23 protein-coding genes are annotated in these 24639 nt (G+C 72.9%); 14 read left to right on the top strand and 9 right to left on the bottom strand.

Features of this window, described 5'->3' with window-relative positions:
• The 3 genes from MUN78_RS16330 to MUN78_RS16320 form a co-directional block, all read right to left on the bottom strand.
• Positions 1 to 999, bottom strand: a complete 999-nt coding sequence (locus MUN78_RS16330; RefSeq protein ID WP_244727830.1) for an ABC transporter permease — start codon at positions 997 to 999, stop codon at positions 1 to 3.
• Positions 1000 to 1032: 33 nt separating this feature from the next.
• Complete coding sequence (locus MUN78_RS16325) at positions 1033 to 2052, bottom strand: ABC transporter substrate-binding protein (protein WP_244727828.1); 1020 nt, start codon at positions 2050 to 2052, stop codon at positions 1033 to 1035.
• A 147-nt stretch (positions 2053 to 2199) separates the two neighbouring features.
• Positions 2200 to 2754, bottom strand: coding sequence for a YbhB/YbcL family Raf kinase inhibitor-like protein (locus MUN78_RS16320; RefSeq protein WP_244692289.1), 555 nt, complete (start codon positions 2752 to 2754; stop codon positions 2200 to 2202).
• 151 nt (positions 2755 to 2905) lie between these two features.
• Between MUN78_RS16320 and MUN78_RS16315 the strand changes: the two genes are divergently transcribed.
• A complete protein-coding gene (locus MUN78_RS16315) occupies positions 2906 to 4261 on the top strand; it encodes an MFS transporter (RefSeq protein ID WP_244727826.1) in 1356 nt (451 codons plus the stop codon).
• Between the two features lie 104 nt (positions 4262 to 4365).
• Positions 4366 to 5160, top strand: coding sequence for a FadR/GntR family transcriptional regulator (locus tag MUN78_RS16310; protein ID WP_244727824.1), 795 nt, complete (start codon positions 4366 to 4368; stop codon positions 5158 to 5160).
• Between the two features lie 36 nt (positions 5161 to 5196).
• On the opposite strand, the gene MUN78_RS16305 is transcribed toward MUN78_RS16310, so the two are convergent.
• Positions 5197 to 6024 carry a MerR family transcriptional regulator gene (locus MUN78_RS16305; RefSeq protein ID WP_244727822.1) on the bottom strand — a complete coding sequence of 276 codons (828 nt, stop codon included), beginning with the start codon at positions 6022 to 6024 and terminating at the stop codon, positions 5197 to 5199.
• Between the two features lie 129 nt (positions 6025 to 6153).
• On the opposite strand from MUN78_RS16305, the gene trhO reads away from it, so the two are divergent.
• From trhO to MUN78_RS16285, 4 genes are all read left to right on the top strand, one after another.
• On the top strand, positions 6154 to 7092 hold the full coding sequence (gene trhO, locus MUN78_RS16300; protein ID WP_244727820.1) for an oxygen-dependent tRNA uridine(34) hydroxylase TrhO: 939 nt from the start codon (positions 6154 to 6156) through the stop codon (positions 7090 to 7092).
• A gap of 128 nt (positions 7093 to 7220) precedes the next feature.
• Complete coding sequence (locus MUN78_RS16295; RefSeq protein WP_244727818.1) at positions 7221 to 7676, top strand: ArsR/SmtB family transcription factor; 456 nt, start codon at positions 7221 to 7223, stop codon at positions 7674 to 7676.
• Positions 7676 to 8341 (top strand): SRPBCC domain-containing protein, encoded by a 666-nt coding sequence (locus MUN78_RS16290; RefSeq protein ID WP_244727816.1) that lies wholly within the window; start codon positions 7676 to 7678, stop codon positions 8339 to 8341. Before MUN78_RS16295 ends, MUN78_RS16290 begins: the two co-directional genes overlap by 1 nt.
• A 107-nt stretch (positions 8342 to 8448) precedes the next feature.
• Positions 8449 to 9354: a hypothetical protein gene (locus tag MUN78_RS16285; protein WP_244727814.1), complete on the top strand. Its 906-nt coding sequence runs from the start codon at positions 8449 to 8451 to the stop codon at positions 9352 to 9354.
• A gap of 86 nt (positions 9355 to 9440) precedes the next feature.
• On the opposite strand, the gene MUN78_RS16280 is transcribed toward MUN78_RS16285, so the two are convergent.
• Positions 9441 to 11435, bottom strand: coding sequence for a M13 family metallopeptidase (locus tag MUN78_RS16280; protein WP_244727812.1), 1995 nt, complete (start codon positions 11433 to 11435; stop codon positions 9441 to 9443).
• A gap of 215 nt (positions 11436 to 11650) precedes the next feature.
• On the opposite strand from MUN78_RS16280, the gene MUN78_RS16275 reads away from it, so the two are divergent.
• Positions 11651 to 12955: an MATE family efflux transporter gene (locus MUN78_RS16275; RefSeq protein WP_244694094.1), complete on the top strand. Its 1305-nt coding sequence runs from the start codon at positions 11651 to 11653 to the stop codon at positions 12953 to 12955.
• Positions 12956 to 12968: 13 nt separating this feature from the next.
• Here the strand turns inward: MUN78_RS16275 and MUN78_RS16270 are convergent, their stop codons facing one another.
• Positions 12969 to 14471: an alpha/beta hydrolase gene (locus MUN78_RS16270; protein ID WP_244727810.1), complete on the bottom strand. Its 1503-nt coding sequence runs from the start codon at positions 14469 to 14471 to the stop codon at positions 12969 to 12971.
• 140 nt (positions 14472 to 14611) lie between these two features.
• Here MUN78_RS16270 and MUN78_RS16265 point away from each other — a divergent pair, with 140 nt between their 5' ends.
• The 7 genes from MUN78_RS16265 (at position 14612) to MUN78_RS16235 (ending at position 19635) form a co-directional block, all read left to right on the top strand.
• Positions 14612 to 15901, top strand: coding sequence for an MFS transporter (locus MUN78_RS16265; protein WP_244727808.1), 1290 nt, complete (start codon positions 14612 to 14614; stop codon positions 15899 to 15901).
• Entirely contained in the window at positions 15898 to 17106 is a 1209-nt protein-coding gene (solA, locus tag MUN78_RS16260; RefSeq protein WP_244727806.1) for an N-methyl-L-tryptophan oxidase, read from the top strand. The genes MUN78_RS16265 and solA overlap by 4 nt, the downstream gene beginning before the upstream one ends.
• Before the next feature lie 19 nt (positions 17107 to 17125).
• The gene (gene nucS / locus MUN78_RS16255; RefSeq protein ID WP_244692278.1) at positions 17126 to 17818 is read left to right on the top strand and encodes an endonuclease NucS; all 693 of its coding nucleotides are present in this window, start codon (positions 17126 to 17128) and stop codon (positions 17816 to 17818) included.
• A 49-nt stretch (positions 17819 to 17867) separates the two neighbouring features.
• A complete protein-coding gene (locus tag MUN78_RS16250) occupies positions 17868 to 18260 on the top strand; it encodes a DoxX family protein (RefSeq protein WP_244727804.1) in 393 nt (130 codons plus the stop codon).
• A gap of 99 nt (positions 18261 to 18359) precedes the next feature.
• Positions 18360 to 18497, top strand: coding sequence for a hypothetical protein (locus MUN78_RS16245; protein WP_244727803.1), 138 nt, complete (start codon positions 18360 to 18362; stop codon positions 18495 to 18497).
• Between the two features lie 72 nt (positions 18498 to 18569).
• Positions 18570 to 19382 carry a DUF1206 domain-containing protein gene (locus MUN78_RS16240; RefSeq protein ID WP_244727801.1) on the top strand — a complete coding sequence of 271 codons (813 nt, stop codon included), beginning with the start codon at positions 18570 to 18572 and terminating at the stop codon, positions 19380 to 19382.
• A gap of 31 nt (positions 19383 to 19413) precedes the next feature.
• Positions 19414 to 19635, top strand: coding sequence for a DUF7336 domain-containing protein (locus MUN78_RS16235; RefSeq protein WP_244727799.1), 222 nt, complete (start codon positions 19414 to 19416; stop codon positions 19633 to 19635).
• A gap of 32 nt (positions 19636 to 19667) precedes the next feature.
• On the opposite strand, the gene MUN78_RS16230 is transcribed toward MUN78_RS16235, so the two are convergent.
• The 3 genes from MUN78_RS16230 to MUN78_RS16220 form a co-directional block, all read right to left on the bottom strand.
• Positions 19668 to 20990 (bottom strand): MFS transporter, encoded by a 1323-nt coding sequence (locus MUN78_RS16230; protein ID WP_244727797.1) that lies wholly within the window; start codon positions 20988 to 20990, stop codon positions 19668 to 19670.
• A gap of 68 nt (positions 20991 to 21058) precedes the next feature.
• A complete protein-coding gene (locus MUN78_RS16225; RefSeq protein ID WP_244727795.1) occupies positions 21059 to 22651 on the bottom strand; it encodes a hydantoinase B/oxoprolinase family protein in 1593 nt (530 codons plus the stop codon).
• Positions 22648 to 24624, bottom strand: a complete 1977-nt coding sequence (locus MUN78_RS16220) for a hydantoinase/oxoprolinase family protein (RefSeq protein WP_244727793.1) — start codon at positions 24622 to 24624, stop codon at positions 22648 to 22650. The genes MUN78_RS16225 and MUN78_RS16220 overlap by 4 nt, the downstream gene beginning before the upstream one ends.
• Positions 24625 to 24639 lie beyond the last annotated feature (15 nt).

The following is a 24639-nucleotide window of genomic DNA, read 5'->3' as shown; positions in this document are numbered from 1 at the left end:
CTACCTCCCGCTCGTCTCGTCGGGGGTCGCGGCCACGGGCTCAGATCCGGGCGACGCGGCTGCCGCGGGCGCGGCGGAACCGTCTTCGACCACGATCCGCCCGTCCCGTCGCCTGAGCGCGGGGATGCGGCGCAGGAAGCGCCACCGCGGCAGCAGCAGCGCCGCGATCACCAGGACCGCGGTGACGAGCTTCATGTCGTTGGGGTCGAGTCCGGCGCGGAGCGCGAAGAAGATGATGAGGCGGTACAGCACCGCACCCAGCACGACCGCGAGGCTCGCGACCCAGATGAAGCGCTGCCCGAAGACCGCCTGGCCGAGGATGACCGAGGCGAGCCCCACGAGGATGAGTCCGACGCCCATGCTGATGTCGGCGAATCCCTGGTACTGGGCGACGAGCGCGCCGCAGAGCCCGACGAAGCCGTTGGAGATGGCGAGCGTGAGGATGGTCGTGCGGTGGGTGTTCACGCCGAAGCTGCGGATCATCGGGCCGTTGTCCCCGGTCGCCTGGATCGCGAGGCCGAGGTTCGTCGACAGGAACCAGTCGACGAGGAGCTTCAGCACGAGCACCGCGACGAGGATGATCGCGATGCCGGCCCAGCTGCCGAGGAGCTCCGCGTCCTTGAGCGGCGTGAAGACGGTCTCGGCGCGCAGCAGCGGGAGGTTGGCCGCCACGGCCGTGTCCTCCTTCGCCGTGCCCATGATGCGCAGGTTGATCGTCCAGAGGGCGATCATCGTGAGGATTCCGGCGAGCAGGCCGTCGATCTGCCCCTTGGTGTGGAGCACTCCGGTGACCGCGCCGGCGATCAGCCCCGCCCCCGCCGCCGCGAGGGTGGCGAGGACGGGGTTGATCCCGTTCGTGATCAGCGCGGCGGCGACCGCCGCACCGGTGGTGAAGCTGCCGTCGACCGTGAGGTCGGGGAAGTTCAGCACCTTGAAGGTGAGGTAGACGCCGAGGGCCATCACCCCGTAGATGAGGCCCAGTTCGAGCGCGCCGATCATGCGTTGGTCCTTTGCTTCGTCCGGCGGGGCCGACTACTCGACGGTCTCCGCCTGGTCGAGGATCTCCTGGGGGATCTCGACGCCCATGCGCTCGGCGGCCCCGGGGTTCACGACGTAGGTGAACTCGCTCGCGAACTCGACCGGCATGGTCGCGGGATCCGCGTCGTCTTGCAGGATCTTGATCGCCATCTCGCCGGTCTGGTGGCCGAGGCTCTCGTAGTCGATGCCGAGGGTGGCGATCGCGCCGCCCTCGACGGTGCCGGACTCTGCGCCGATCACGGGGATCTGCTTGTCCTCGGCGACCTGGATGAGCGAGGAGATGCCGGCGACGACCATGTTGTCGGTGGGGACGTAGATCGCGTCGACGTCGCCGAGCGCCTCGGTGGCCTGCGCGATGTCGTTGGCGGTGGTGACGGTCTTCGTGACGATCTCGAGGTCGAGATCCGCGGCGGCCTCCTGCGCGGCCTCCACCTGCACCTCGGAGTTCACCTCGCCGGAGGCGTAGACGATGCCGATCTTCGCGGCGTCGGGCACGATCTGGGTGATCATCTCGAGCTGATCGGAGAGCGGGGCCATGTCGCTCGTGCCGGTGACGTTGGCGCCGGGCTCCTCGTTCGAGTCGACGAGCTCCGCGGAGACCGCATCGGTCACCGCGGTGAAGAGCACGGGCTTGTCGGCGATGGCCTGGGCCGCCGCCTGCGCCGCGGGGGTCGCGACGGCGAGCACGAGGTCGGCGTCGGAGCTCGCGAAGGTCTGGGCGATCGTGACCGCGGTGGCCTGCTCGCCGTTCGCGTTCTGCTCGTCGAACTCGACGGTCTCGCCCTCGACGTAGCCGGCGTCGAGGAACGCCTGCTTGAAGCCCTCGGTGGCCGAGTCGAGCGCGGGATGCTGCACGAGCTGGCTGATCCCGATCTTGACGGACTCGAGACCCGCGGCGTCGTCGCCGCCCTCGGAGTCGGAGCTGCTGGAGGAGCAGGCGCTGAGCGTGAGCGCGGCTGCGGCGGTGAGGCTCGTGACGGCGAGCGCACGGCGGCGGAACGAGGTCTGACGCATGGGATATCGGTCCTTACGATGGGGCCGCCGTGGCCGAGCCGCGGCGGTCGGGAAGGATCGGCGGAGAAGAACGCCGATTCCAGCATGGTAGACCGCGCCACCCCGCTCCGCGCAAACGGGGCCGGGCTTCGTGATCGAGCCGTTGCGCTACGCGGCGCCGCCGAACTCGCCGGTCGCCACGATGATGGCGCGCGCGAGCACCGCGTCGCGCATGAGGAAGCCCTGCACCGCGGGGGTCGCCTGCGGGTCGACGTCGATGCGCTCGACATCGAGGGCGTGGACCACGAACCAGTAGTGGTGCACGCCGGTGCCCTCGGGCGGAGCGGCTCCCGTGAACGCCGGCTCGCGCTTCTCGTTCGGCATGGTGATGGTGCCCGCGGGCAGCAGCGCGCTGCCGAGGGCGCCGGCGCCGGCGGGCAGCTCGGTGACGTCTCCCGGGACGTTCGCGACGGACCAGTGCCAGAAGCCGGAACCGGTCGGCGCGTCGGGATCGAAGCAGGTCACGGCGAAGCTCTTCGTCTCGGCGGGGAAGCCCGACCAGCTCAGCTGCGGGGAGCGGTTCGCGCCGCCCGCGTACTCGGCGTAGAGCTCGGCCGGCAGCGGCTCGCCGTCCTGGATGTCGGCGCTCGTCAGCGTGAAGCCGGGAACCTCCCGCATCCCCGCGTACGGGTTGATCGCTCCACGTCCCTGCGTCTGCGTCATCGCTCGATCCATTCGTTCCGGCGCCGTGTCGGGCGGCGCGCGCCCGGTGACCGGCTCCCGCGGTCACGTCTCCGCTCCACAGCTTAGGGGCCGCGCAGGCGCCCCGCCAGCGTGCGCGGTCGCGTGCCGGGATCCGCTACCGTGCCATTCCATGGACCATCGGAATACGGACGCAAGCGGCATCACCGCAGCGGAGACGGCGCGGATCCATCGGCGCACCCTGGGTGTCGTGATCGCCAGCCAGATCCTCGGCGGCGCCGGCCTGGCCGCGGGCATCTCGGTCGGAGCGCTGCTCGCGCAGGACCTCCTCGGCTCGGACGCCCTCGCGGGCCTGCCGACCGGGCTCTTCACGCTCGGCTCGGCGGCGGCCGCCTACCTCGTGGGCCGCTCCACCCAGCGCTTCGGACGGCGCACCGGGCTCGCATTCGGCTTCCTCGCCGGCGGGGTCGGGGCGCTCGGCGTCGTGGTCGCCGCGATCGCCGGCAGCGTGCCGCTGCTCTTCCTCTCGCTGTTCGTCTACGGCGCGGGGACGGCGACGAACCTGCAGGCGCGGTACGCGGGAGCCGATCTCGCCCCCGCCGACCGCCGCGGCTTCGGCACGAGCATGGCGATGGTCGCGACGACCGTCGGCGCCGTGGCCGGGCCGAACCTCGTCGAGCCGATGGGCGGCTTCGCCGAGGAACTCGGCATCCCCGCTCTCGCCGGCCCCTTCATGCTCGCGGCCGCCGCCTACACCGCGGCGGGCGCGGTCCTCTTCGCGCTGCTGCGCCCCGACCCGTTCCTCCTCGCACGCCGCATCGCGGCCGCAGGGGAGACCGCAGCCGCACGGGAGACCGCAGCCGCAGGAGAGCCGGAGTCCCCGGACGCGGCCGGGCGGCCGGCGACCCCGGCTCCCGGCGGCGCACTGCCGCGGGCCGGGATCGGCGCGTACCTCGGCGCGGCCGTCATGGTGCTCACCCAGATCGTCATGGTCGCCATCATGACCATGACGCCGGTCCACATGCACGCCCATCATCACGGGGTCGGCGCGATCGGCCTCGTGATCGGCATGCACATCGGCGCGATGTGGCTGCCGTCCCTCGTCACCGGCATCCTCGTCGACCGGCTCGGCCGCACGCCGATGGTCATCGCCTCCGGCGTCACCCTGCTCCTCGCCGGCGTGCTCGCCGCCCTGGCGCCGGGGGACTCCCTCGGGCTCCTCATCCTCGCCCTCGTGCTGCTCGGGCTCGGCTGGAACTTCGGGCTCGTGGCCGGCACCGCGCTCGTCGTGGACGCGACCGTTCCGGCGAACCGCCCGCGCACCCAGGGCACGATCGACGTGCTCATCGCGCTGTCCGGCGCGGGGAGCGGGGTCATGTCCGGCGTGGTGATGCACGCGGGCGGGTATCAGGCGCTCTCCTGGGGCGGCGGGCTGCTGGCGCTCGCCCTGATCCCCGTGCTGCTGTGGGTCCGCTCGCGACGCGCTGCCGACGCGGGCTGGCGACGGGCTGCCGACGCGGGCGCGTGACGCGTCCCCGGTCGGCCGCGGCGGTCCGGGGCGCGCGCGGGTCGCCTCGGTATACTGGGGATCTCGGCCCCGGGAGCCGCCACGCGGATGAAAGCGAAGTGATCATGGCTGTGACGACTGGATCGGATCGCGCTCGCGCGACCCTCGCCTACCTGCGCCGCAAGATCACGACGGGCGAATGGGCCGTCGGCAGCCGCATTCCGATCGAGCCCGAGCTCGCGGAGCAGACGGGCGTCGGCCGTTCGACGGTCCGCGAGGCGGTCCGCTCGCTCGCGAGCATCGGCATGCTCGAGACGCTGCCCGGCCGCGGCACCTTCGTCCGCTCCGCCGCGCCCACGAGCACGCTGCTCAACGAGTTCCTCAGCGACTTCACCCTCGAGGAGATCCTCAGCTACCGTCGCGCCCTCGAGATCGAGGCGGCGCAGCAGGCCGCCCTGCACCGCAGCGATGACGATCTCGCCGCGCTCGAGCAGGCTGCGGAGGACGAGATGGGCTGCACCCGCTGCCCCGTGCTCGGCTTCGCCGGCGGCGAGGACACGGCCTTCGACAGCAAGTTCCACCGTCTCGTGTTCGACGCGGCGAAGAACCGCCTGCTGGCCTCGCTCTACGCGGGCATCAACGACCAGCTGCGCACCCCCGAGCATCGCGGGCGGCTGGCGAACGTCGCCACGGCGACGGAGATGGAACGCGACCACGCGCGGGTGCTCGACGCGATCCGCCGGCGCGACTTCATCGACACCGTGCACGCCATGGTCGACCACGTGGACCACGACGTCGTCATCGTCAACGACCAGCACGAGGTCGTGCCGCCGCTCGCCCGGACGCCCGAGCAGCAGCAGCGCATCGACGACGCCGTCGAAGCCGGCGCGCAGCGCGGCGAGAACGTCACCGCGGGCTGAGCGCCCCGCGGTGGGCCGCGGGGCGCTCAGCGGGACTCATTCCGGCGCGCCGAGCCGCTCGACGTAGACCGCGAGCGCGTCGCGCACGAACGCGGCGCCCGTCGTGCCGCCGTAGTGGACCGCGAAGCGCTCGTCGGCGACGTACATCTCCCCGAGTCCGAGGAGATAGCCGGCGAGGTCGCCGCCGGGCGCCGCCGCCGGCGTGCCCGGCACCCCGGAGAGCCATGCCGCGTGCCGCGCGGCGAGGTCCTGCGCGGCGTCCGACGCCGGATCCTCGCCCTGCTCCGCCGCGGCCCGCCAGTCCTCGGCCAGCCGCGCGCTGCGCGCCTGCCAGTCGGCGCGCTCGGGTTCCGAGAGCCCTCGCCACCAGCGGTCGCCGCGGCCGTAGGCCTCCGAGCCCCAGCGCTCCTCCACCTCATCCCGGTACTGCGTGTGATCGAATCCTGCGAACATGTTCTCGGCCATGAGATTCCTTCCTCCCGTGCCTGCCGTGGCCGCCCCCAGCGCCGCGATCGTGCGCTCGACCGCGCCGATCTGCGCGACGATCCGCTCCCGCTCGCGTTCGAGCAGCTCCCGGTGCGCGGTCAGGATGCGCGCTTGCGCCGCGTCGGATCCCGCCTCGGGGTCCGCCGCGCCCGCCTGCGCGTCCTGCGCGTCGAGCACCTGCCCGATGGCCTCGAGCCCGAGGCCGAGCTCGCGCAGCAGCAGGATGCGCTGCAGGCGCACGAGCCCGCTCTCGTCGTAGTAGCGGTAGCCGTTCGCGCCGATCCTCGCGGGGGCGAGGAGGCCGACGCGGTCGTAGTGCCGCAGCGTGCGCGACGTCGTACCGGCGGCGCGCGCCACCTCCTGGATCGAGTGCTCCATGCGCGTCTCCGCTCCGCCTCGCGCCCGGGGCGTCTCGCGCCCGGGACGGCGTCCGCGACGTTCGCGGACCTGCTCCACGGTAGATCTTGACGTCGCGTCAATGTCAAGGGGCGCGCGTACGATGGTCGGGTGAGCGACCCCAAGATCCTGCTGTACTACGTGTTCGCGCCCGTCGCCGACCCCGAGGCCGTGCGGCTCTGGCAGCACGAGCTGTGCGCGTCGCTCGGGCTGCGCGGACGGATCATCGTCTCGCGGCACGGCATCAACGGGACCGTCGGCGGCGAGATCGACGCGTGCAAGCAGTACCTCAGGCGCACGCGCGGCTACGCCCCTTTCGCCGGGCTCGAGGCGAAGTGGAGCGACGGCAGCGGCTATGCCGAGACGGAGCCGCAGCTGCTGCGCGGCGCGGATCGCAGCGTCCCGTGGCGGCGCAGCGCCGACTTCCCGAGGCTCAGCGTCAAGGTGCGCGACGAGCTCGTGGCCTTCGGCATCCCCGAGGAGACGGAGGTCTCGGGCGAGGGCGTCGTCGGCGGCGGCGTGCCGCTCTCACCCGAGGCCGTGCACGCGCTCGTCGCCGAGCGCGGGGACGACGTCGTGTTCTTCGACGGGCGGAACGCCTGGGAGGCGGAGATCGGCCGCTTCACCGGCGCCGTCGTGCCCGAGACGTCGACGACCCACGACTTCGTGGCGCAGCTCGAGAGCGGAGCGTACGACGAGCTGAAGCAGCGCCCCGTCGTCACGTACTGCACGGGCGGGATCCGCTGCGAGATCCTCTCCGCCGCGATGCGCAAGCGCGGCTTCGCCGAGGTCTACCAGCTCGACGGCGGCATCGTGACGTACGGCGAGGCCTACGGGAACGACGGCCTGTGGGAGGGCTCGCTCGCCGTGTTCGACGGACGCGAGTCGATCGACTTCGCCCCCGGGGCCGCGGTCCTCGGACGCTGCCGCGCGTGCGGCACCGGATCGAAGCGCCTCGCCGACTGCCCGGAACCCGGCTGCCGCGCGCGCTACGCCGTGTGCGACGCGCATGCCTCCTCCGCCTGCGGGGCGCATCCCGCCGCCGCATAGCCGACTCGGGACGGGACCGCTCGGGACGGGACCGCTCGGGACGGGACGGGACGGCCGGCGCTCCCGCGAGAGGCGCGCACCATCATTTCATCCTTGACTTATATAAGCTCAGGATGAATACTGGGCGCATGCACGCCCTCGACGTCCTCGGAGACCCGGTCCGCCGGCGCATCCTCGAGCTCGTCGCGGGGGACGAGGTCCCGGCGGGGGCGATCGCCGACGCCATCGCCTCGGAGTTCGGGATCAGCCAGCCCGCAGTGTCGCAGCATCTGCGCGTCCTGCGGGAGAACGGCTTCATGACCGTGCGCCCCGAGGGCGCCAGGCGGCTCTACGCCGTCGACCCGCGGGGGCCGCAGGCGGCGAGCGAATGGCTGAGCCCCTTCGAGCGCTTCTGGCGCGGACCGCTCGCGGCGCTCGGCACGGAGCTCGCGCGCGGGGCGCGGCAGCGGCGCCTGACCGCCGCGGAAGCGGAGCCGGCGGACGCGGACACCGAGCTCGCACGCCCCCGGGACGCGGACGCCGGGGACGGCATGCGACCGCGCACGGCGGGCACCGAGCACCACCCCGAGAGCAAGGAGAGATAATGGTCGACGTCACGAAGCAGATCGCAGCGGTCACGCGCGCGCTGCGCACCGAGGAGCGGGACGGCGCGGAGACGCGCATCCAGACGCTCGTGCAGGAGTACCCCGCGGGGATCGACGAGGTGTGGGACGCCGCGACGAGCGCCGAACGCATCCCCCGCTGGTTCCTGCCGATCTCCGGCGACCTCCGCCTCGGCGGGCGCTACCAGCTCACCGGCAACGCGGGCGGCGAGATCCTCGCCTGCGCACCCCCGGCCGACGGCGCGGCCGAGTACCGGGTGAGCTGGGAGTTCGGCGGCGGCACGAGCTGGGTGACGGTGCGGCTCGCCGCCGAGGGCCCGGATCGCACGCGCTTCGAGCTCGAGCACGCCGCGCGCGTCGCCGACGTCCCCGCCGAGATGTGGGAGACCTTCGGGCCGGGCGCGACCGGCGTCGGCTGGGACGGCGGGCTGCTCGGGCTCTCGTTGCACCTCGGCGCGGTCGCCGGCGCCCTGTCCCCCGAGGAGGCCGAGGCCTGGGCCGTGACCGAGGAAGGGCTGGCCTTCTACCGCGGGGCCGCCGACGGGTGGGGCGCCGCGCACGTCGCCGCCGGCGGCGATGCCGACGCGGCCGCCCGCGCGGCCGACGCCACCTTCGGCTTCTACACCGGGCAGACGCCGGGAACCTGACCCCGCCCGACGACGGGTGCCGCGGGGCTGCGGGTCTCCGCAACCCCGCGGCGCCCCGGGGCTCGCACCCGGGCGAACGCTCAGCGCCGCGGCCTACGCTGCCGGGTATGCCGCAGAACGACGCGCCCGCGCTCTCCCAGCCCGAGCCGCTCCACCCCGCACCGCTCGAGCCGACCGCGGCGGCCGGGGCGACGAGCACCGCATCGCCCGCGCGGCCCGAGCACCTCCTCGACCGGGCCGTCGACCGCGTGCTCGGGATGCAGCGCCCCGTCGTGCTCGCGCACCTGCGGCAGATCCGGTCCCGGCATCCCCAGGCCCCGCCCGCGCGCCTGGTCCGCGCGCTCGAGGCCCGCTACCTCGCGGCCGTCACCGCCGGCGGCGCCGCCGTGGGCGCCGTGGCCGCGGTGCCCGGCGTCGGCACGGTCTCGGCACTGGCGCTCACGAGCGCCGAGACCGTGGGGTTCCTGGAGGCGACGGCGCTCTACGCCCAGTCGCTCGCGGAGCTCCACGGCATCTCGATCGCGGACCCGGATCGCGCGCGCATCCTCGTACTCACCCTGCTCCTCGGCGACGAGGGGCTCCTCCTGCTGCGGCAGGTCACCGGGCAGGCCACGGGCGGCGGGGGCCGCGCCGCGTTCTGGGGCGAGCTCGTGAGCACGACGCTGCCGCGGCAGCTCGTCGGGCCGCTCGTCGATCGTCTGAAAGGAGCCCTGCTGCGCCGCGCCGCGAGTGCCGGCAGCGCCTCGGTGATCGGCAAGGCGCTCCCCTACGGCATCGGCGCCGTCATCGGCGGCACCGGCAATCACCTGCTCGCGCGGCGGGTCGTCGCCCGCTCGCGCACCGCGTTCGGGCCGCCGCCGCACGCGCTGCCGGCGGAGCTGGCCGAGCGCACGGAGCGCCCCCGGCGGACGCCGCGCACCCTCGGGACGCCGCGCCTGGGGCGGGGAGCCGGCCGGTCGGAACGGGCCGGCCGAACCGGGCGGCGCGGGACGCGGCGCCCGGACGACGTCTGAGCCGCGGCACCGCGCTGCGCCGATCCCCGCCCGCCGGCTCCCCGACGCGGCCCGGTCCCGACGCGGTCCGGTCGCCGCGGCCACGCTCACCAGATCGAGACGCGCTCCTCGGGCTCGAGCCAGAGCGCATCGCCCGGCCGCGTCTCGTAGGCCGCGTGGAACGCGGCGAGGTTGCGCACGATCTGGTTGCAGCGGAACTCGTTGGGCGAGTGCGGGTCGATCGTCAGGAGGCGCACCGTCTCCTCGGGCCGCGACTTCTGCTGCCAGGCCTGCGCCCAGGCGAGGAAGAAGCGCTCGGCGCCCGTCAGACCGTCGATGACGGGGGGCTCGGCGCCGTCGAGCGACCGCAGGTAGGCCTTCCACGCGATCTCGAGGCCCGAGAGGTCGCCGATGTTCTCGCCGATCGTGAGCTCGCCGTTCACCTTCTGCCCCTCGGCCCCCTCGGGCGAGAGGGCGTTGTACTGCCCGATGAGGGCGCCGGTGAGCCGCTCGAACGCCGCGCGGTCCTCCTCCGTCCACCAGTCGGTGAGGCGTCCGTCGCCGTCGTAGCGCGAGCCCTGGTCGTCGAAGCCGTGGCCGATCTCGTGACCGATCACCGCGCCGATCGCACCGAAGTTCACCGCCGCGTCCCAGGAGGCGTCGAAGAACGGCGGCTGCAGGATCGCCGCGGGGAACACGATCTCGTTGAAACCGGGGTTGTAGTACGCGTTGACGGTCTGCGGGGTCATGAACCACTCGTCGCGGTCGATGGGCCGGCCGATCTTGGCGAGCTCCCGCGCGAACTCGAACGCGGCGATCCGCTCGGAGTTGCCCACGAGATCCGCGGCGTCGACGGCGAGGGCGCCGTAGTCGCGCCACTTCGCCGGGTAGCCGATCTTGGGGGTGAAGCGATCGAGCTTGTCGAGTGCCCGGCGGCGGGTCTCCGGCCCCATCCACTCGAGCCCGCGGATCGAGTCCCGGTACGCCTCGATGAGGTGTCCGACGAGCGCATCCATCGAGGCCTTCGCCCGCTCGTCGAAGTGCCGCTCGACGTAGATGCGGCCGACGGCCTCGCCCATCGCCCCCTCCACGAAGGAGACGCCGCGGCGCCAGCGGTCGCGCTGCTCGGGCGCCCCGGTGAGCGCGGTGCCGTAGAAGTCGAAGTTCGCGCGCGAGATCTCCTGGGAGAGGAGCGCCGCCGACGAGCGCACGATCGACCAGACGAGCCAGGCGCGCCACGCCTCGAGCTCGCCCTCGACGAGCAGCTCGGAGAGGCCGGTGAGCGCCTCGGGCTGCGCGGCGACGACCTCGGCGAAGGCGTCCTCCGGCGCGCCCATGGTGCCGAGGTAGGCGCGCCAGTCGAGCTTCGGGGTGAGCTCCTGCAGCCCCGCGAAGTCGCGGAGATTGTAGAGCTTCTGGATGTCGCGGCTGGCGACCTTGTCCCAGTGGCTGGCGGCGATGCGGCGCTCGAGCCCGTAAGCGAGCTCGGCGAGCTCCTCGGCGCCGCCGAGTCCGACGAGGCCGAGCATGCGCGCGATGTGCGCGCGGTACTGCTCGCGCACCTCGGCGAACTGCTCCTCCCGGTAGTAGGACTCGTCGGGCAGCCCGATCCCGCCCTGCATGACGAAGACGATGTAGCGCGCGGGATCGCCGGGGTCGTTGTCGACGAACATGCCGAAGAAGCCGCCGAGGCCGCGATGCTCCAGCTCGCCCGTGAGCATCACGACGTCCTCGACGGAGGAGACGGCGAGCGCCCGCGCGAGATCGGACTGGATCGGCGCGGCCCCGAGCGCGTCGACGCGCTCGACGTCCATGAAGCTCGCGTAGAGCGCGGCGACCTTGTCGGGCTCCGCCTCCGCGCCGCCCTCCACGAGCCCGGGCGCCGGGGTCGGCGTGCCGGTGATGATGTCGCGGACGGCCTCTTCGGCGTTCTCGGCGAGGACCGCGAAGGAGCCGTAGCGCGCCTTGTCCGAGGGGATCTCCGTCCGGGCGATCCACCGGCCGTTGACGTGGCGGAAGAGGTCGTCCTGCGGACGGATGCCCGGGTCGAGTTCTGCGAGGTCGATGCCTGAGGCGGTCGTGGCGGGAGCTGCGTCGGTCATGGCCCCAGCCTATCCGCAGGGGGCCGGATCGCGGCGCGGCGGTGCGGTCGCCGCAGCGCGCCGCCATCTCACGGGAGGCGAGCGCCGGGAGCGAGCGCCTCCCGGCGTACCGGACGTCCGCGGTCGCCGCTACCGTAGAGCAGGTGACCCAGGAGCAGCACCCCGAGCCGCGGCGCGGCGACGACCGGGCGAGCCGGAGCACCGAGCGCCGCGGGATCGACCGCGGGATCGCGCATCTCGCGATCCCCGCGCTCGGCGCGCTCATCGCCGAGCCGCTCTTCCTCGTCGTCGACTCCGCGCTCGTCGGCCACCTCGGGGCCGCGCCGCTCGCGGGGCTCGCGGTCGCCTCCGCGATCCTGCAGACCGCCATCGGCCTCATGATCTTCCTCGCCTACGCGACGACGCCGATCGTGGCGCGCCGGCGCGGGGCCGGCGACCTGCGCGGAGCGGTGCAGGCGGGCATCGACGGACTGTGGCTCGCGCTCGGGATCGGCATCGCGGTCGGGCTCGCCCTGTGGGCGGCCGCCGCGCCGCTCGTCGCCGCGTTCGGGGCCGCGCCGGACGCGGCGGCGCAGGCGCTCGCCTACCTCACGGTCTCGTGCCTCGGGATCCCCGCGATGCTCGTCGTGTTCGCCGCGAGCGGGCTGCTGCGCGGGCTGCAGGACACGCGCACGCCGCTCGCCGTCGCCACGATCGGCTTCGCGGCGAACGCGGCGCTGAACTGGTGGTTCGTCTACGGACTGGGGTTCGGGATCGCCGGGAGCGCCTGGGGGACCGTGCTCGCGCAGTGGGGCATGGTCGCCGTGTACCTCGTCGTGATCGCCCGGCACGCCCGTCGCGTCGGGGCCGGGGCGCTGCCCCGCCGCGACGGGCTCGCCCACGCCGGCCGGAGCGGCGGCTGGCTGTTCATCCGCACCGTCGGGCTGCGCGCCGCGCTGCTCGCGACCGTCGTCGCGGCGACGAGCCACGGCACGGCCGCGACGGCCGGGTACCAGGTGGTGTTCACGATCTTCTCCGTGGCCGCCTTCGGGCTCGACGCGCTCGCGATCGCGGCGCAGGCGCTCGTCGGCGACGCGCTCGGCGCGCGCGATGCCGCGCGAGCGCGCCGGATCCTGCAGCGCACGCGCTTCTGGGGCGTCGTGTGCGGGGCGGGCTTCGGGATCCTGCTCGCCGCCGCGAGCCCCGTCGCGGGCCGGATCTTCACGAGCGACCCTGCGGTGCTCGGGATCCTGCCGCCCGCGCTCCTCGTGCTCGGGCTCTCGCTGCCGATCGGCGGCGTCGTCTTCGTGCTCGACGGCGTGCTCATGGGCGCGGGCGACGCGCGCTACCTCGCCTGGACGAGCCTCGTGAACCTCGCCGTCTACCTGCCGGTGCTCTGGGCGATCACGGTCCTCGTACCGAGCGGCACGGCGGGGCTCGTGGCCCTCACCGCCGGATTCACGGTCGTGTTCATGGCGGCGCGCTGGACGACGCTCGGCCTCAGGGCCCGCGGGGACCGCTGGATCACGCTCGGCGCGTGAGCCGCCGGCCGCATCAGTCGTCGGTGCAGACCGTGCCGTTCGGCGGCAGCTCCCCGGAGAGCAGGTAGTCGATCGAGTACGCGTCGATGCAGCTCGATCGGCCCGTGAAGGACGCGCCGTGGCCGCTCCCCTCGAGGGTCAGCAGCCGCGCGTTGCCGAGTTCCCGGACGAGCTCCTCCGCCCCCGCGTAGGGCGTGGCGTGGTCGCCGGTGATGCCGACGACGAGGATCGGGGCGTCCTCCGACCCCGAGAAGGCGTCGGTGATGTCGTCGCCGCTGCCCGGCATCCCCTCGCAGCTGAGGTCGACGAACGGCTGCAGCGTCTCGTCCGAGATCTCGGGGCCGCCGAGCAGCTCGGGCATGCCCGTCTCCTCGACGTGCTCGACGAGGGCCACGAGATCCGGGTCGTCGGGGAAGGAGTGGCAGCGCACCACGGTGCCGTCGAGGGTCACGGCGGCGCCGCCGCCCTGCATCTCCTCCGCGATGAGATCGATCCGATCCTGCTCGCCCATGAGCGCGCCGCCGACGACGTCGAGCACCATGCCGCGGCCCGCGGGGGACTGGTAGAGCGCGGTCGTGAGGTAGCCGGAGACGGTCGAGCCGTCGACCTCGGTGCCGTCGCTCGCGCGGAGCGGTTCCTCCGCGAGTCGCGCGATCTCGGCGGCGAGCGCCGCCTCGCCGTCGAGCGGGCAGTGCTCGGCCGCGTAGCTCGTGGCGCACTCCGCGAGCATGGCGTCGAGCTCGTGGGCGATGGCCGCGGACTGCTCGAAGCTGCCGATCGGGCTCGCCCAGTCGGCGGCCGAGGCGCTGTCGAGCAGCAGCCGCCCGACGCGCTCGGGGAAGATCGAGGCGTAGCTCGCGCCGAGCATGGTGCCGTAGGAGTACCCCAGGTAGTGCAGCGCGTCGTCGCCCATGAGCGTGCGGAGCAGCTCCATGTCGCGCGCGACCTGCGAGGTCCCCATGCTGCGGGCGATGGGATGCTCCTCCGCGCAGTTCGCGAGGTTGATCTCCATGAGGTCCGAGACCTCCGCGCAGTCGACCGGGGTGCTGCGGCCGATGCCCCGGGGGTCGAAGCCGAGCAGATCGTACCGCTCGAGCACCGCGTCGAAGGACGGCATGGTGGGGAGCCCGAAGGCGAGGTCCAGCCCGCTCTCGCCGGGCCCGCCGGGGTTGCTGAGCAGCGTGCCGATCGGCTCGGCGCCCGTCGACGGGATGTGCACGGCCGCGAGCTCGATCGTCGCGTGGTTGCCCGGATCGTTCCAATCGAGCGGGGCCTCGACCATCGCGCACTCGTAGGCGGCGACGTCTGCGCCCGCCTCGGCGAGATGCTCGGAGAACTCCGCGCCGAGGCCGAACTCCTCGCCGCAGGCGCCCCAGTCGAGGGTCTGCGCGTAGGCTCCGGGAAAAGCCTCGGCCTGCCGTGCGCTCTCCGAGTCGTCGGCGACGGGCGCGCAGCCCCCGAGGAGGAGCCCCGTCGCCGCCACGAGTGCCGCGATCCCCAGTCCGCGTCGCCGCATCGTCTCCTCATTCCCCCGAAATATCTGGACGATGTACACCTTATCGGCCCGGAGCCCCGTGACCAAGCGCCGCGGCCGGGCGCGACTTGCTACGCTGGATCGTCGGCACCGACCGGCCCCGATCCGATCCAGGAGCTCCGTTGCCCGCGCCACTCACGCCCGAGCGCGCCGATGCCGCGCGCTGGACCCGCGGCGTCCTCGCCGTCTTCACGCTGCTCGGATTCGGCTTCGGGAGCTGGCTCAGCCGGCTCCCCGCGACGCGGGACCACCTCGGCGCCTCGACGCTCGAGATGAGCGTGCTCGGCTTCATCCTCGCCGGCGGCTCCGTGCTCGGCCTGCTCGTGTCGGGCCGGAGCGTCGCGGGGCTCGGGCCCCGGCGCGCGCTCGCCATCGGCGTCCTCGTGCAGTTCGTCGCGATGCCCGCGGCGGCGCTGCTGCTGTGGTTCGGGCTCCCGGTGCCCGGCGCCGCGTGCCTCGCCGTGTACGGCTTCGCCTTCAGCACCTGCGACGTCGCCATGAACGTGAGCGGCGCGAACGCCGAACGCGCGCTCGGCAAGCCGCGCATGCCGCTGCTCCACGCCGGCTACAGCCTCGGCAGCGTCGCCGCGATGGGCGTCGGCGCGCTCGCCGAGGTGCTGCGGGTGCCCGTCCCCGTGCATCTCGGGATCGGCTACATCCTCATCGCCGCGGGAGCCCTCCTCGCCCTGCGCGCGGTGCCGCGGGAGGACGGGGCGCCGCGCGCCGCGCGCCCCGTCCCGACGCGCACCGGGAGCATCCCGATTCCGAGCGCGGCCTCCGCCGACGCCGAGCGCTCCGCCGCTTCCGAGGCCTCCGAGGGCGATGCGCCGCGCCGCGGCCGCAGCCCGTGGCGCGATCCCCGGGTACTCGCGATCGGCCTCATCGCCATGACCATGGCCCTCGCCGAGGGCACGGCGAGCGACTGGCTGTCGCTCGCCCTCGCGGACGGCCGGGGCCTCCCGAACGCGGACGCGACGCTCGTGCTCGGCGGCTTCTTCGTCGCGATGATGCTGACGCGCATCGCCGGCTCGTGGCTCCTCACCCGTTTCGGCCGGGTGCTCGTGCTCCGCGCGGGCTCCGCGCTCGTGGTGCTCGGCGTCGCCGCGGTGATCCTCGTGGACGCGCCGTGGACGGCCGTCCTCGGCGCGATCCTGTGGGGCGTCGGCGCGGCGCTCGGGTTCCCGATCGGGATCTCCGCGGCCGCCGACGATCCCGCGCGCGCCGTGCGCAACGTCGCCGCGGTCTCGGCCATCGCCTACACGGCGCTGCTGCTCGGCCCGATGGTGATCGGCTTCCTCGGCGAGCACCTCGGGCTGCTCACGGCGTTCTGGCCGATCGCCGGCTTCGCCCTGCTCCCCCTCATCCTCGCGCGCTCCGCGGAGCCGCCCGCCCCTGCGAAGGAGCCCGCATGACCGCCCGCTACTCCACGATCGTCATCGGCGCCGGCGCGATCGGCAGCGCCACCGCGTACTGGCTCGCCAAGCGGGGGCAGCGCGACGTGCTCGTGCTCGAGCAGTTCGCCCTCGGGCACGCCCACGGCGCGTCGAACGACCATCACCGGATCATCCGCCACAGCTATCACGACGACGCCTACGGCGGGCTCACGCGGGCGATGTACGACAACTGGGCCGCGCTCGAGGAGGCGGCCGGGCAGCGGGTCTTCGTGCGGACCGGCGGGCTCGACATCGCCGTCGAGGGCACGCCGGGCACCGAGTCGCTCGAGCGGTACCGCGGCGTCATGGACGCGAACGACGTCCGCTACGAGACGCTGGACCGCGCGGAGCTCCTCGCGCGGTTCCCGCAGTGGCGGATCCCCGAGGAGCGGGTGCGCGCCACCTACCAGGAGGAGACGGGGTTCATCGACATCCGCCGCGCCACCGCCACCCACATCGCGCTCGCGCAGGGCCTCGGCGTCGAGGTCCGCGAGCGCACGCCGGCGCGCGCCATCGAGAGCTTCGAGGCGGGGGCGGAGGGGCCGGGCTCGGCCGCCGGCGTGCGGGTGCGCACGGACGCGGGGACGCTCGTCGCCGACCGCGTCGTCGTCTGCGCGGCGTCCTGGACCGACGAACTGCTGCGGCCGCTCGGGCAGAGCTGGCGGACGACGATCACGGAGGAGCAGGTCGTCTACGTGCGCCCCCGCGAGCTCAAGCCCTTCTCCATCGGCGAGTTCCCCGTGTGGGTGTGGCACGGCGAGGACTTCACCTACGGCTTCCCGACCTACGGCGAGGTGGCCGTGAAACTCGCCCGCGAGAACCTCAGCCGCGTCGTCACGCAGGACACGCGCAGCGCGATTCCGCACGCCGACGAGACCGCGTGGCTGCTCGCGTTCCTCCGCGAGCGGCTGCCCGCGGCGGCCGGCGAGGTCGTGCTCGAGAAGACCTGCCCGTACGACATGACGCCCGACCGCGACTTCATCCTCGACGCGATGCCGGGGCACCCGAACGTCATCGTCGGCTCGGGCGCGGCCCACGCGGGCAAGTTCTGCGGGCTCCTCGGCGAGATCCTGTCGGAGCTCGTCGTCTCGGGTCGCTCGCAGTACCCGATCGACGCGTTCCGCGCCGACCGCCCCGCCCTCACCGATCCCTCGATCCCTCCCGTCTTCAACCTCCGGGGCTGAAGCCGGTACACTACCGCGAGTGCGAATCGTTGTTGCAGACTGCTCGGTCGACTACGCCGGTCGGCTCTCCGCCCACCTGCCGCGGGCGAAGCGCGTGCTCATGCTCAAGAGCGACGGCTCGATCCTGGTGCATTCCGACGGGGGGTCGTACAAGCCGCTCAACTGGATGAGCCCGCCCTGCACGATCGCCGACGTCGAGCTCGACGACGAGCAGCGCTCGGCCGGCATCGTCGAGGCCTGGCAGGTCACGCAGAAGAAGACGGCCGATCGGCTGGTCGTCTCCCTCTTCGAGGTGTTCCACGACTCCTCCCACGACCTCGGGGTGGATCCGGGGCTCATCAAGGACGGCGTGGAGGCGCATCTCCAGGAGCTGCTGGCCGAGCAGATCGAGCTCGTCGGCGAGGGCCACACCCTGGTGCGGCGCGAGTACATGACCGCGATCGGCCCGGTCGACATCCTCGCGCAGGACGCCGCGGGCGGGTCGGTGGCGATCGAGATCAAGCGCCGCGGCGGCATCGACGGGGTCGAGCAGCTGACGCGGTACCTCGAGCTCATGAACCGCGACCCGAAGCTGGCGCCCGTGCAGGGCGTCTTCGCGGCGCAGGAGATCAAGCCGCAGGCCCGCACCCTCGCCGAGGATCGGGGCATCCGCTGCCTCGTGCTCGACTACGACGCGATGCGCGGCATGGAGGATCAGAACACCCTGTTCTGAGCAGGCGCAGGGCCTCGCCACGCCGCCGTCGAGGGTGCATACTGGCCGCATGAGTGCGCGCGCGGCCCGAGGGCGGAAGATCGTGAAATCCCTGCTCGGCGCGGCGCTGGTCCTCGCCGGGACCGCGCACCTCACCTTCGCGAGGGAGGAGTTCCAGGCGCAGGTGCCGGAGTTCGTTCCGCTCGAGCCCGACACCACCGTCGTCGCCTCGGGGATCGCGGAGATCGCGCTCGGCACCGCGCTCGTCGTCGCCCAGGGAAGGCGCGCGAGGCGCGTCGGCACCGCCGCCGCCCTGTTCTTCGCGGCGGTGTTCCCCGGCAACATCTCGCAGTACGTGCGCCGTCGCGACGCCTTCGGCCTGGACACCGACAACCGGCGCCTCGCCAGGCTCTTCTTTCAGCCCGCGCTCATCGCGACGGCGCTCTGGTCGACCCGGAGCTGAGCCAGGGCACAGTTCGCCGCCCGGCGCCACCCCCTGCCGATCGCCGCCGGAGTGCGGGATGCTGAGGACAGAATTCCATGAGGAGACGCGGGGGCCATCATGAGCGACACGAGCGCCGAAGACATCCAGGACGCGATCAGGCGGCTATGGGATCGCGTGGCGCGGGACCTCGAGGAGTATCCGCCCGTGCCCCGCGAGCTGCCCGAGGATCCGGTGGCGCCCTCCGCGGCATCGTGAGGGGCGCGACGGACGCGGAGCAGATCCCGGATCCGCGGACCGGGGTCCGGCCCGACGACGGAGGCCGGGCGCATGGATGAGCGGGTCAGAGCGGCCGCGGAGACCGCCGAGCGCTCGACGCCGCTGCGCGTCCTGGCGCGCGGCGGCTACGCCGCGAGCGGGGTCGTCCACGGCCTCATCGGCGTGCTCGCCCTGCTCCTCATCGCGGAGCACGGCCGGAGCGAGGCCGATCAGGTCGGCGCGCTCGCGGCCATCGCCGCCTCGCCGCTCGGCGCGGTCGTCGTGTGGCTGCTCGCCGCCCTCCTGTGCGGGCTCGGCGTCTTCCACGCGGCGCACGGCCTCGCGCTCCGGCGCTCCTCCCCGGCGCGGCGGCGCGCGCGCCGCGCGTCGGAGTGGGGGCAGGCCGCCGCGTTCCTGGTGATGGGCGCGATCGCGGTCACGGTCGCCGTCGGCGGCCGTCCCGACCCCGACGAGCGCACGAGGGACGCGAGTCGCGGACTGCTCACGATGCCGGGAGGGGTGTTCCTGCTGGCCGCGATCGGCGTCGGCGTCGGCGTCGCGGGCGTCGCCTGGATCGTCATGGGCGTCACGCGGAGCTTCCGCCGTCAGATGTCTCTGCCGCCGGGCCGGGCCGGGCGGGCGGTCGCCGCGCTCGGGGTCGTCGGTTTCGTCGCCAAGGGTGTCGCGCTGCTCGCGGTCGCCGTGCTGCTCGTGGCCGCCGCGGTCCAGCAGGACCCGGGTGCCGCCGGCGCCCTCGACGCCGCGATCACGCTGGTGTATCGGCTTCCCTTCGGCGCCTGGCTCGTCGGCGGGATCGGCCTCGGCTTCGTGTCCTACGGCGTCTTCTGCCTGCTGCGCGCACGCTACGCGGAGCTGCCGCGATGACGCAGCGGTCTGAACTGCTACCGTCGGGGTCATGACCGCGCAGCCCGCCGAAACGAGCGTGTGGATCGTGTGCCACGATGAGTCCCCGGACAACACCGTGCTCGGCGTCTTCCGCACGGCAGAGGAGGCCGAGGCCTACGCGGAGGAGGTGCAGCACCTCTTCGCGAACGGCGTGATCTCCAGCGCCTTCCCGATCGGCTACCGCCACATCGATGAGAGCTCCCGGTTCGCCGCCGACACGCCGCCGGAGTAGGGTCCCGTCGCCGAGGCGCCGGGACCCGCCCCTCAGCCGGCGGTGATCGGGTCGGCAGCGGGCTCGATCTTCGCCGTGTTGCTCTTGGGCAGCAGGAGGCAGCAGATCGTCATGATGACGCCGACCCCCACGCACAGCCAGACCACGCCCGTCGTCGTGCCGCTCGCGGCCAGGATGGCCGTGGCCGCCAGCGGCGCGAGTCCTCCACCGAGAGCGCCGGAGAGGTGGTAGTTCAACCCGATGCCGGTATACCGGGCCGTCGGGCTGAAGAGCTCGGCGACCTCGCCCGCGAGCACGCCGTACGAGGTGCCCACGAAGATCATGGCGACCGCGACCGCGATGTACAGGTTCATGGGCACCGCCGTTCCCATGAGCGCGAATGCGGGGAAGCTCCAGACCGTGAGCGCGACCGCAGACCACACCGCGACGAGTCGCGCGCTGATCTTCTTCGCGAGCCAGGCGCCGAGGACGATGCCGGCGGCTTCGGCCACGGCCGAGATGATGTTCGCCGGGAGTACCGCGGCGCTCGTCATTCCGAGGGTCTGCGTCGCGTAGGTCAGCACGAAGGTCGTCAGCAGGTAGTAGATCGCGAAGACGCCGAGGAACGCTCCGGTGCCGATGACGAGGCCCCGCCAGTGGTGGGTGAGCAGCTCGAGCAGCGGCACGGAGGACTTCTCCTGACGGCGGGCGGCCTCCGTGAACTCCGGGGCGTCGTCGACGCTCAGGCGGATGACGAGGCCGATCGGGACGAGGATCCCGGCGAAGAGGAACGGGATCCGCCACGCCCAGTCGACGAGCACCTCCGGTGCGGTGACGTCGCTGAGGATGGTGAAGAACGCCGTGGCGAAGAGCAGGCCGGCGGGCGAACCCATCTGAGCGAAGGACCCGTAGAAGGTCTTCTTGCCCTCGGGCGCGTTCTCCGTGGCGATGAGCACGGCGCCGCCCCACTCGCCTCCCACGGCGAGACCCTGGAGGATGCGCAGCGTGACGAGCAGGATGGGAGCCCAGACGCCGATCTGCGCCGACGTCGGCATGAGGCCCATGAGGAAGGTCGCGGTGCCCATCGTCGTGAGCGTGAGGATGAGCACGCTCTTGCGCCCGATGCGATCGCCGAAGTGGCCGAGCAGGATCGCGCCGAGCGGCCGCGCGAGGTATCCCGCAGCGAAGGTCATGAAGGCGAACATCGTGCCGACGACCTTCTCCGCCTCGGGGAAGAACACCTCGTTGAACACCAGCGCCGCCGCCGTGCTGTAGATGAAGAAGTCGTACCATTCCATCGCGGTGCCGACGAACGACGACATGCCGATCCTGGCGAGTGAGACCGGCTTCTTCGGTTTCGTGGACGTAGTGCTCATTGACAGCTCCTTCGGGTCAAGCGGCCGGGCCGTCCAGCTCCGGCCGCGCAGTGGGTGATGGTCGCGTCCTAGCGATCGGCGGGCGGGGCGCCGAAGCCGCCCCCGCCCCCGGTGACGACGACGATGCGGTCGCCCCGATTCAGGACGGCCTCGTAGTTGGTCGACAGTCGCTCCGAGCTCCCATCGGCGCGAACGATCGCGTGCGCCCCGGGCGCCCCGCTGGCCCCGCCGTCGCGGCCGTCCGGCCCCTCCCGGTGCCGATCGGAGTACCCCGCGACCTTCACGCCGTCCTGCTTCGCGACGTAACTGCGCCGGATGCCGCGTCCGCCGGCGCTCGCGCCGGCCCCGCCGGAGTGGTCGACGATCGCGTACTCGTCGATCCAGAAGTGCTCGAAGTCGGTCTCGAGCGCCTCGACCGGGGCGTTGGCGCAGTTGGAGATCGGGTTGTCGAGGCCGTCGGCGCCGTCGTGCTCGGCGCACGCGCCCCATCCGCCGCCGAGGATCTCGAGCGCGACCTGGTAGCGACCCTCGACGAGACTGCTCACCGCGATCGCCGTCGTGGTGTCGAAGCCGGTGGCGACCGCCTGCTCCGGGATCGCCTCGCCGAGCGCGCGCACGACGGCGTTGAAGACGCGCGAGGCGGGCGTGAGCCGGGAGCGTACCGCCGCCGGTGCGGCCGGGTTGAGCACCGAGCCGTAGGGCACCTCGATGTCGATCGGACGGTTGCAGCCCTCGTTGAAGTCGATGCCCTCGACCGGGATGCAGCAGCGGATCGCCGACTGCACCGCGGACACCGTCGAGGCGACCGGGCAGTTCACGTTGCCGAGCACCTGCGCGCCCGTGCCGTCGAAGGTCACGCGCATCTCGTCGCCGGCGACCTCGACCTGCACGCAGATCGGCACGTCTCCGACGCCGTAGGCCGATCCGTCGAAGTACTCCTCGGCCAGGTAGCGGCCGTCGGGCACCTGGGAGATCGCGTCCCGGAAGCGTCGCTCCGAATAGTCCTTGAGCTCCTCCATGACGGCGGTGCACGCGGCGACTCCGTGCCGCTGCATGAGTTCGCCGAGCCGACGCGTCGCGGTCTGATTGGCGGCGAACTGGGCGTTGAGATCGCCGATCACGGCATCGGGAACGCGTACGTTCGCACCCACCACCTGTCGGACGAAGCCGCGGGGGTTCTCCCAGTCGCGCGAGATCGAGAAGCGGGAGAGCGGCATGCGCAGGCCCTCCTGATAGATCTCCGTCGCCTGGGTCGAGATGCCCGCGTGCATGCCGCCGAGGTCGACATGATGCGCGGTCGTGGCGCCGAAGCCCACGACGGTGCCGTCGACGACGATGGGGACGAAGAGGTAGATGTCCTGCAGATGCTGACCGCCGCTGAACGGGTCGTTCATGATGAAGGCGTCGTCGGGGGTGAGCGTGCTCACGTCCACGAGCTCGGCGATGTCCGCGAACGCCAGCGAGATGCCGGCGGTCATGATCGGGATGCATTCGGCCTGCGCGACGACCTCGCCCTTGGCGTCGGTGAGCGCGACGGAGAAGTCGCGCGCCTCCCGCACGATCGAGGAGGTCGCCGAACGGCGAAGATTCACGGCCATCTCGCGGCAGATCGCGTCGAGTCCGGCCTTGATAATGGCCAGCTGCTGGGGGTCGGTGCTCATCGCGTCGCTCCTTCGCGTTCCAGAATGATGTTGGTCTGCTCGTCGACGACTGCGCGCCAGCCGCTCGGCACGAAGGTGGTCGAGGTGTCGTCCTCGACGACGGCCGGGCCGGAGAGCGCCTCGCCGATCTCGAGCGCCCGGCGCGGCACGAAGGCGGCCTCGACCGGCCGCTCCCCCTCGATGAGGGTCTGGGTCGCGCGCGGCAGTGTCGGATCGATGTCGACGCGCGGCAGCGCCACTGCGGGGGGCTCCATCGTGAGCGTCATCCGGAGGGTGACCAGCTGGATGCCCTTGCCGGGGTCCAGGTAGCCGTACCTGCGCAGGTGCACGGCCTCGAACTGCTCGCGCAGTTCGGCGATCGACTGATCCGCTCCCGAGGGGAAGTCGACCAGCACCTCGAATCCCTGTCCCTGGTAGCGCATGTCGGCGGAGAACTGGATCCGTTCCTCGCGCAGGTCGACACCCTCCGCGGCGAGCCGCGCGAGCGACTCGGTGCGGAGGTCCTCGGTGAGGGCGCCCAGCGCCGCATCGTCGAGCTCGTCCACGGCGACGAGGTTCGTGCGGCCGAACTCGCGGCGGAAGCCCGCGGTCAGCAGACCGTACGCCGAGGCCAGTCCGTTGTACGGCGGAATGATCACGCGCTCGATGCCGAGTTCCTCGGCGACCGCCGCGGCGTGGAGGGCACCGGCCCCGCCGTACGCGCAGAGCGTGTACTCGCTGACCTCGTAGCCGCGTTCGGTCGTCGTCATGCGCAGCGCCGTCGACATGTGCACGGAGGCGAGGCGGTAGATGTCCTCGGCGAGCCCTTCCACGGTGCGCCCGAGGCGCTCCGCGAGCGGGCGCATCGCGGCGACGGCCGCATCGCGATCGAGGGTCCGCGTGCCGCCGAGGAAGACCTCGGGGCGGAGGAGCCCGCGGACGACGTTCGCGTCGGTCACCGTGATCTGCGTACCGCCGCGGCCGTAGCTCACGGGGCCGGGGCTCGCACCTGCGGAGCGCGGCCCGACCGTGAGGAGCCCGCCGGAGTCGACGTCGACGAGCGAGCCCCCGCCGGCTCCCACGGCGACGATGTCCACCATGGGAACGCGCAGCGGCAGCCCATCCGCGGTGCTCTCGGAGGTGAGATCCGCCCGACCGTCGCGGATCACCGCGACGTCCGTGCTCGTGCCGCCCATGTCCATCGTCACGATGTCGCCGATGCCCGCGGCCTGCGCCACGGCGATGGCACCGGCGACGCCCGCCGCGGGGCCCGAGCGCAGCATGGTCAGCGGGTTGAGCGCCGCGGTCTCGGCAGGGACCATCCCGCCGTTCGACTGCATCACCTGGAGGCTCGACATGCCGGACGCGCTCGCGTCCTCCGCGAGCCGCCCGATGTATTCGGCGATGCGGGGGCGGAGGAACGCGTCGATCGTGGTCGTCGTCGTGCGCTCGTACTCGCGGAACTCGCGGGCGGACTGGCTGGAGAGGGCGAGCCTGATCTCCGGCGCGGTCTCTGAGGCGATCTCGGCGATGCGCTGCTCGTGCGCCGGATTCGCATAGGAGTGCAGGAGGGAGACGGCGACGGAAGTGATGCCGTCCGCGCGCATCCTCTCGAGCGCCGTGCGGACCGAGGCCTCATCGAGCTCTCGGATCACGCCGCCTCGGGCGTCGAGCCGCTCATCGACCTCGTAGACGTCCTCGCGCTCGACCAGCGGCCGGGGCTTCACGAGTTTGAGATCGTACATCTCCTCGCGATCCTGGCGCTGGAGGAACACGATGTCGCGGAAGCCGCGGGTCACGATGAGACCGATGCGCACCCCGTTGCGCTCGATGAGCGCGTTCGTCGCGACCGTGGAGCCGTGGAGCAGGTGCGCCCCGGAGACGATCGCGGGATCCAGGTGCCCGAGCGCCTCGCGGACGGCTGCTGCCGGGTCGGCGGGAGTGGAGAACACCTTGTCCGTGGCGACGAGCGAGCCGTCCTCGTCCAGGACCACCAGATCGGTAAAGGT

It is taken from the genome of Leucobacter allii, assembly GCF_022919155.1.
Classification (GTDB): domain Bacteria; phylum Actinomycetota; class Actinomycetes; order Actinomycetales; family Microbacteriaceae; genus Leucobacter; species Leucobacter allii.
The sequence above is the reverse complement of the archived record's forward strand: the minus strand, read 5'-3'. Positions and strand labels throughout refer to the sequence as shown.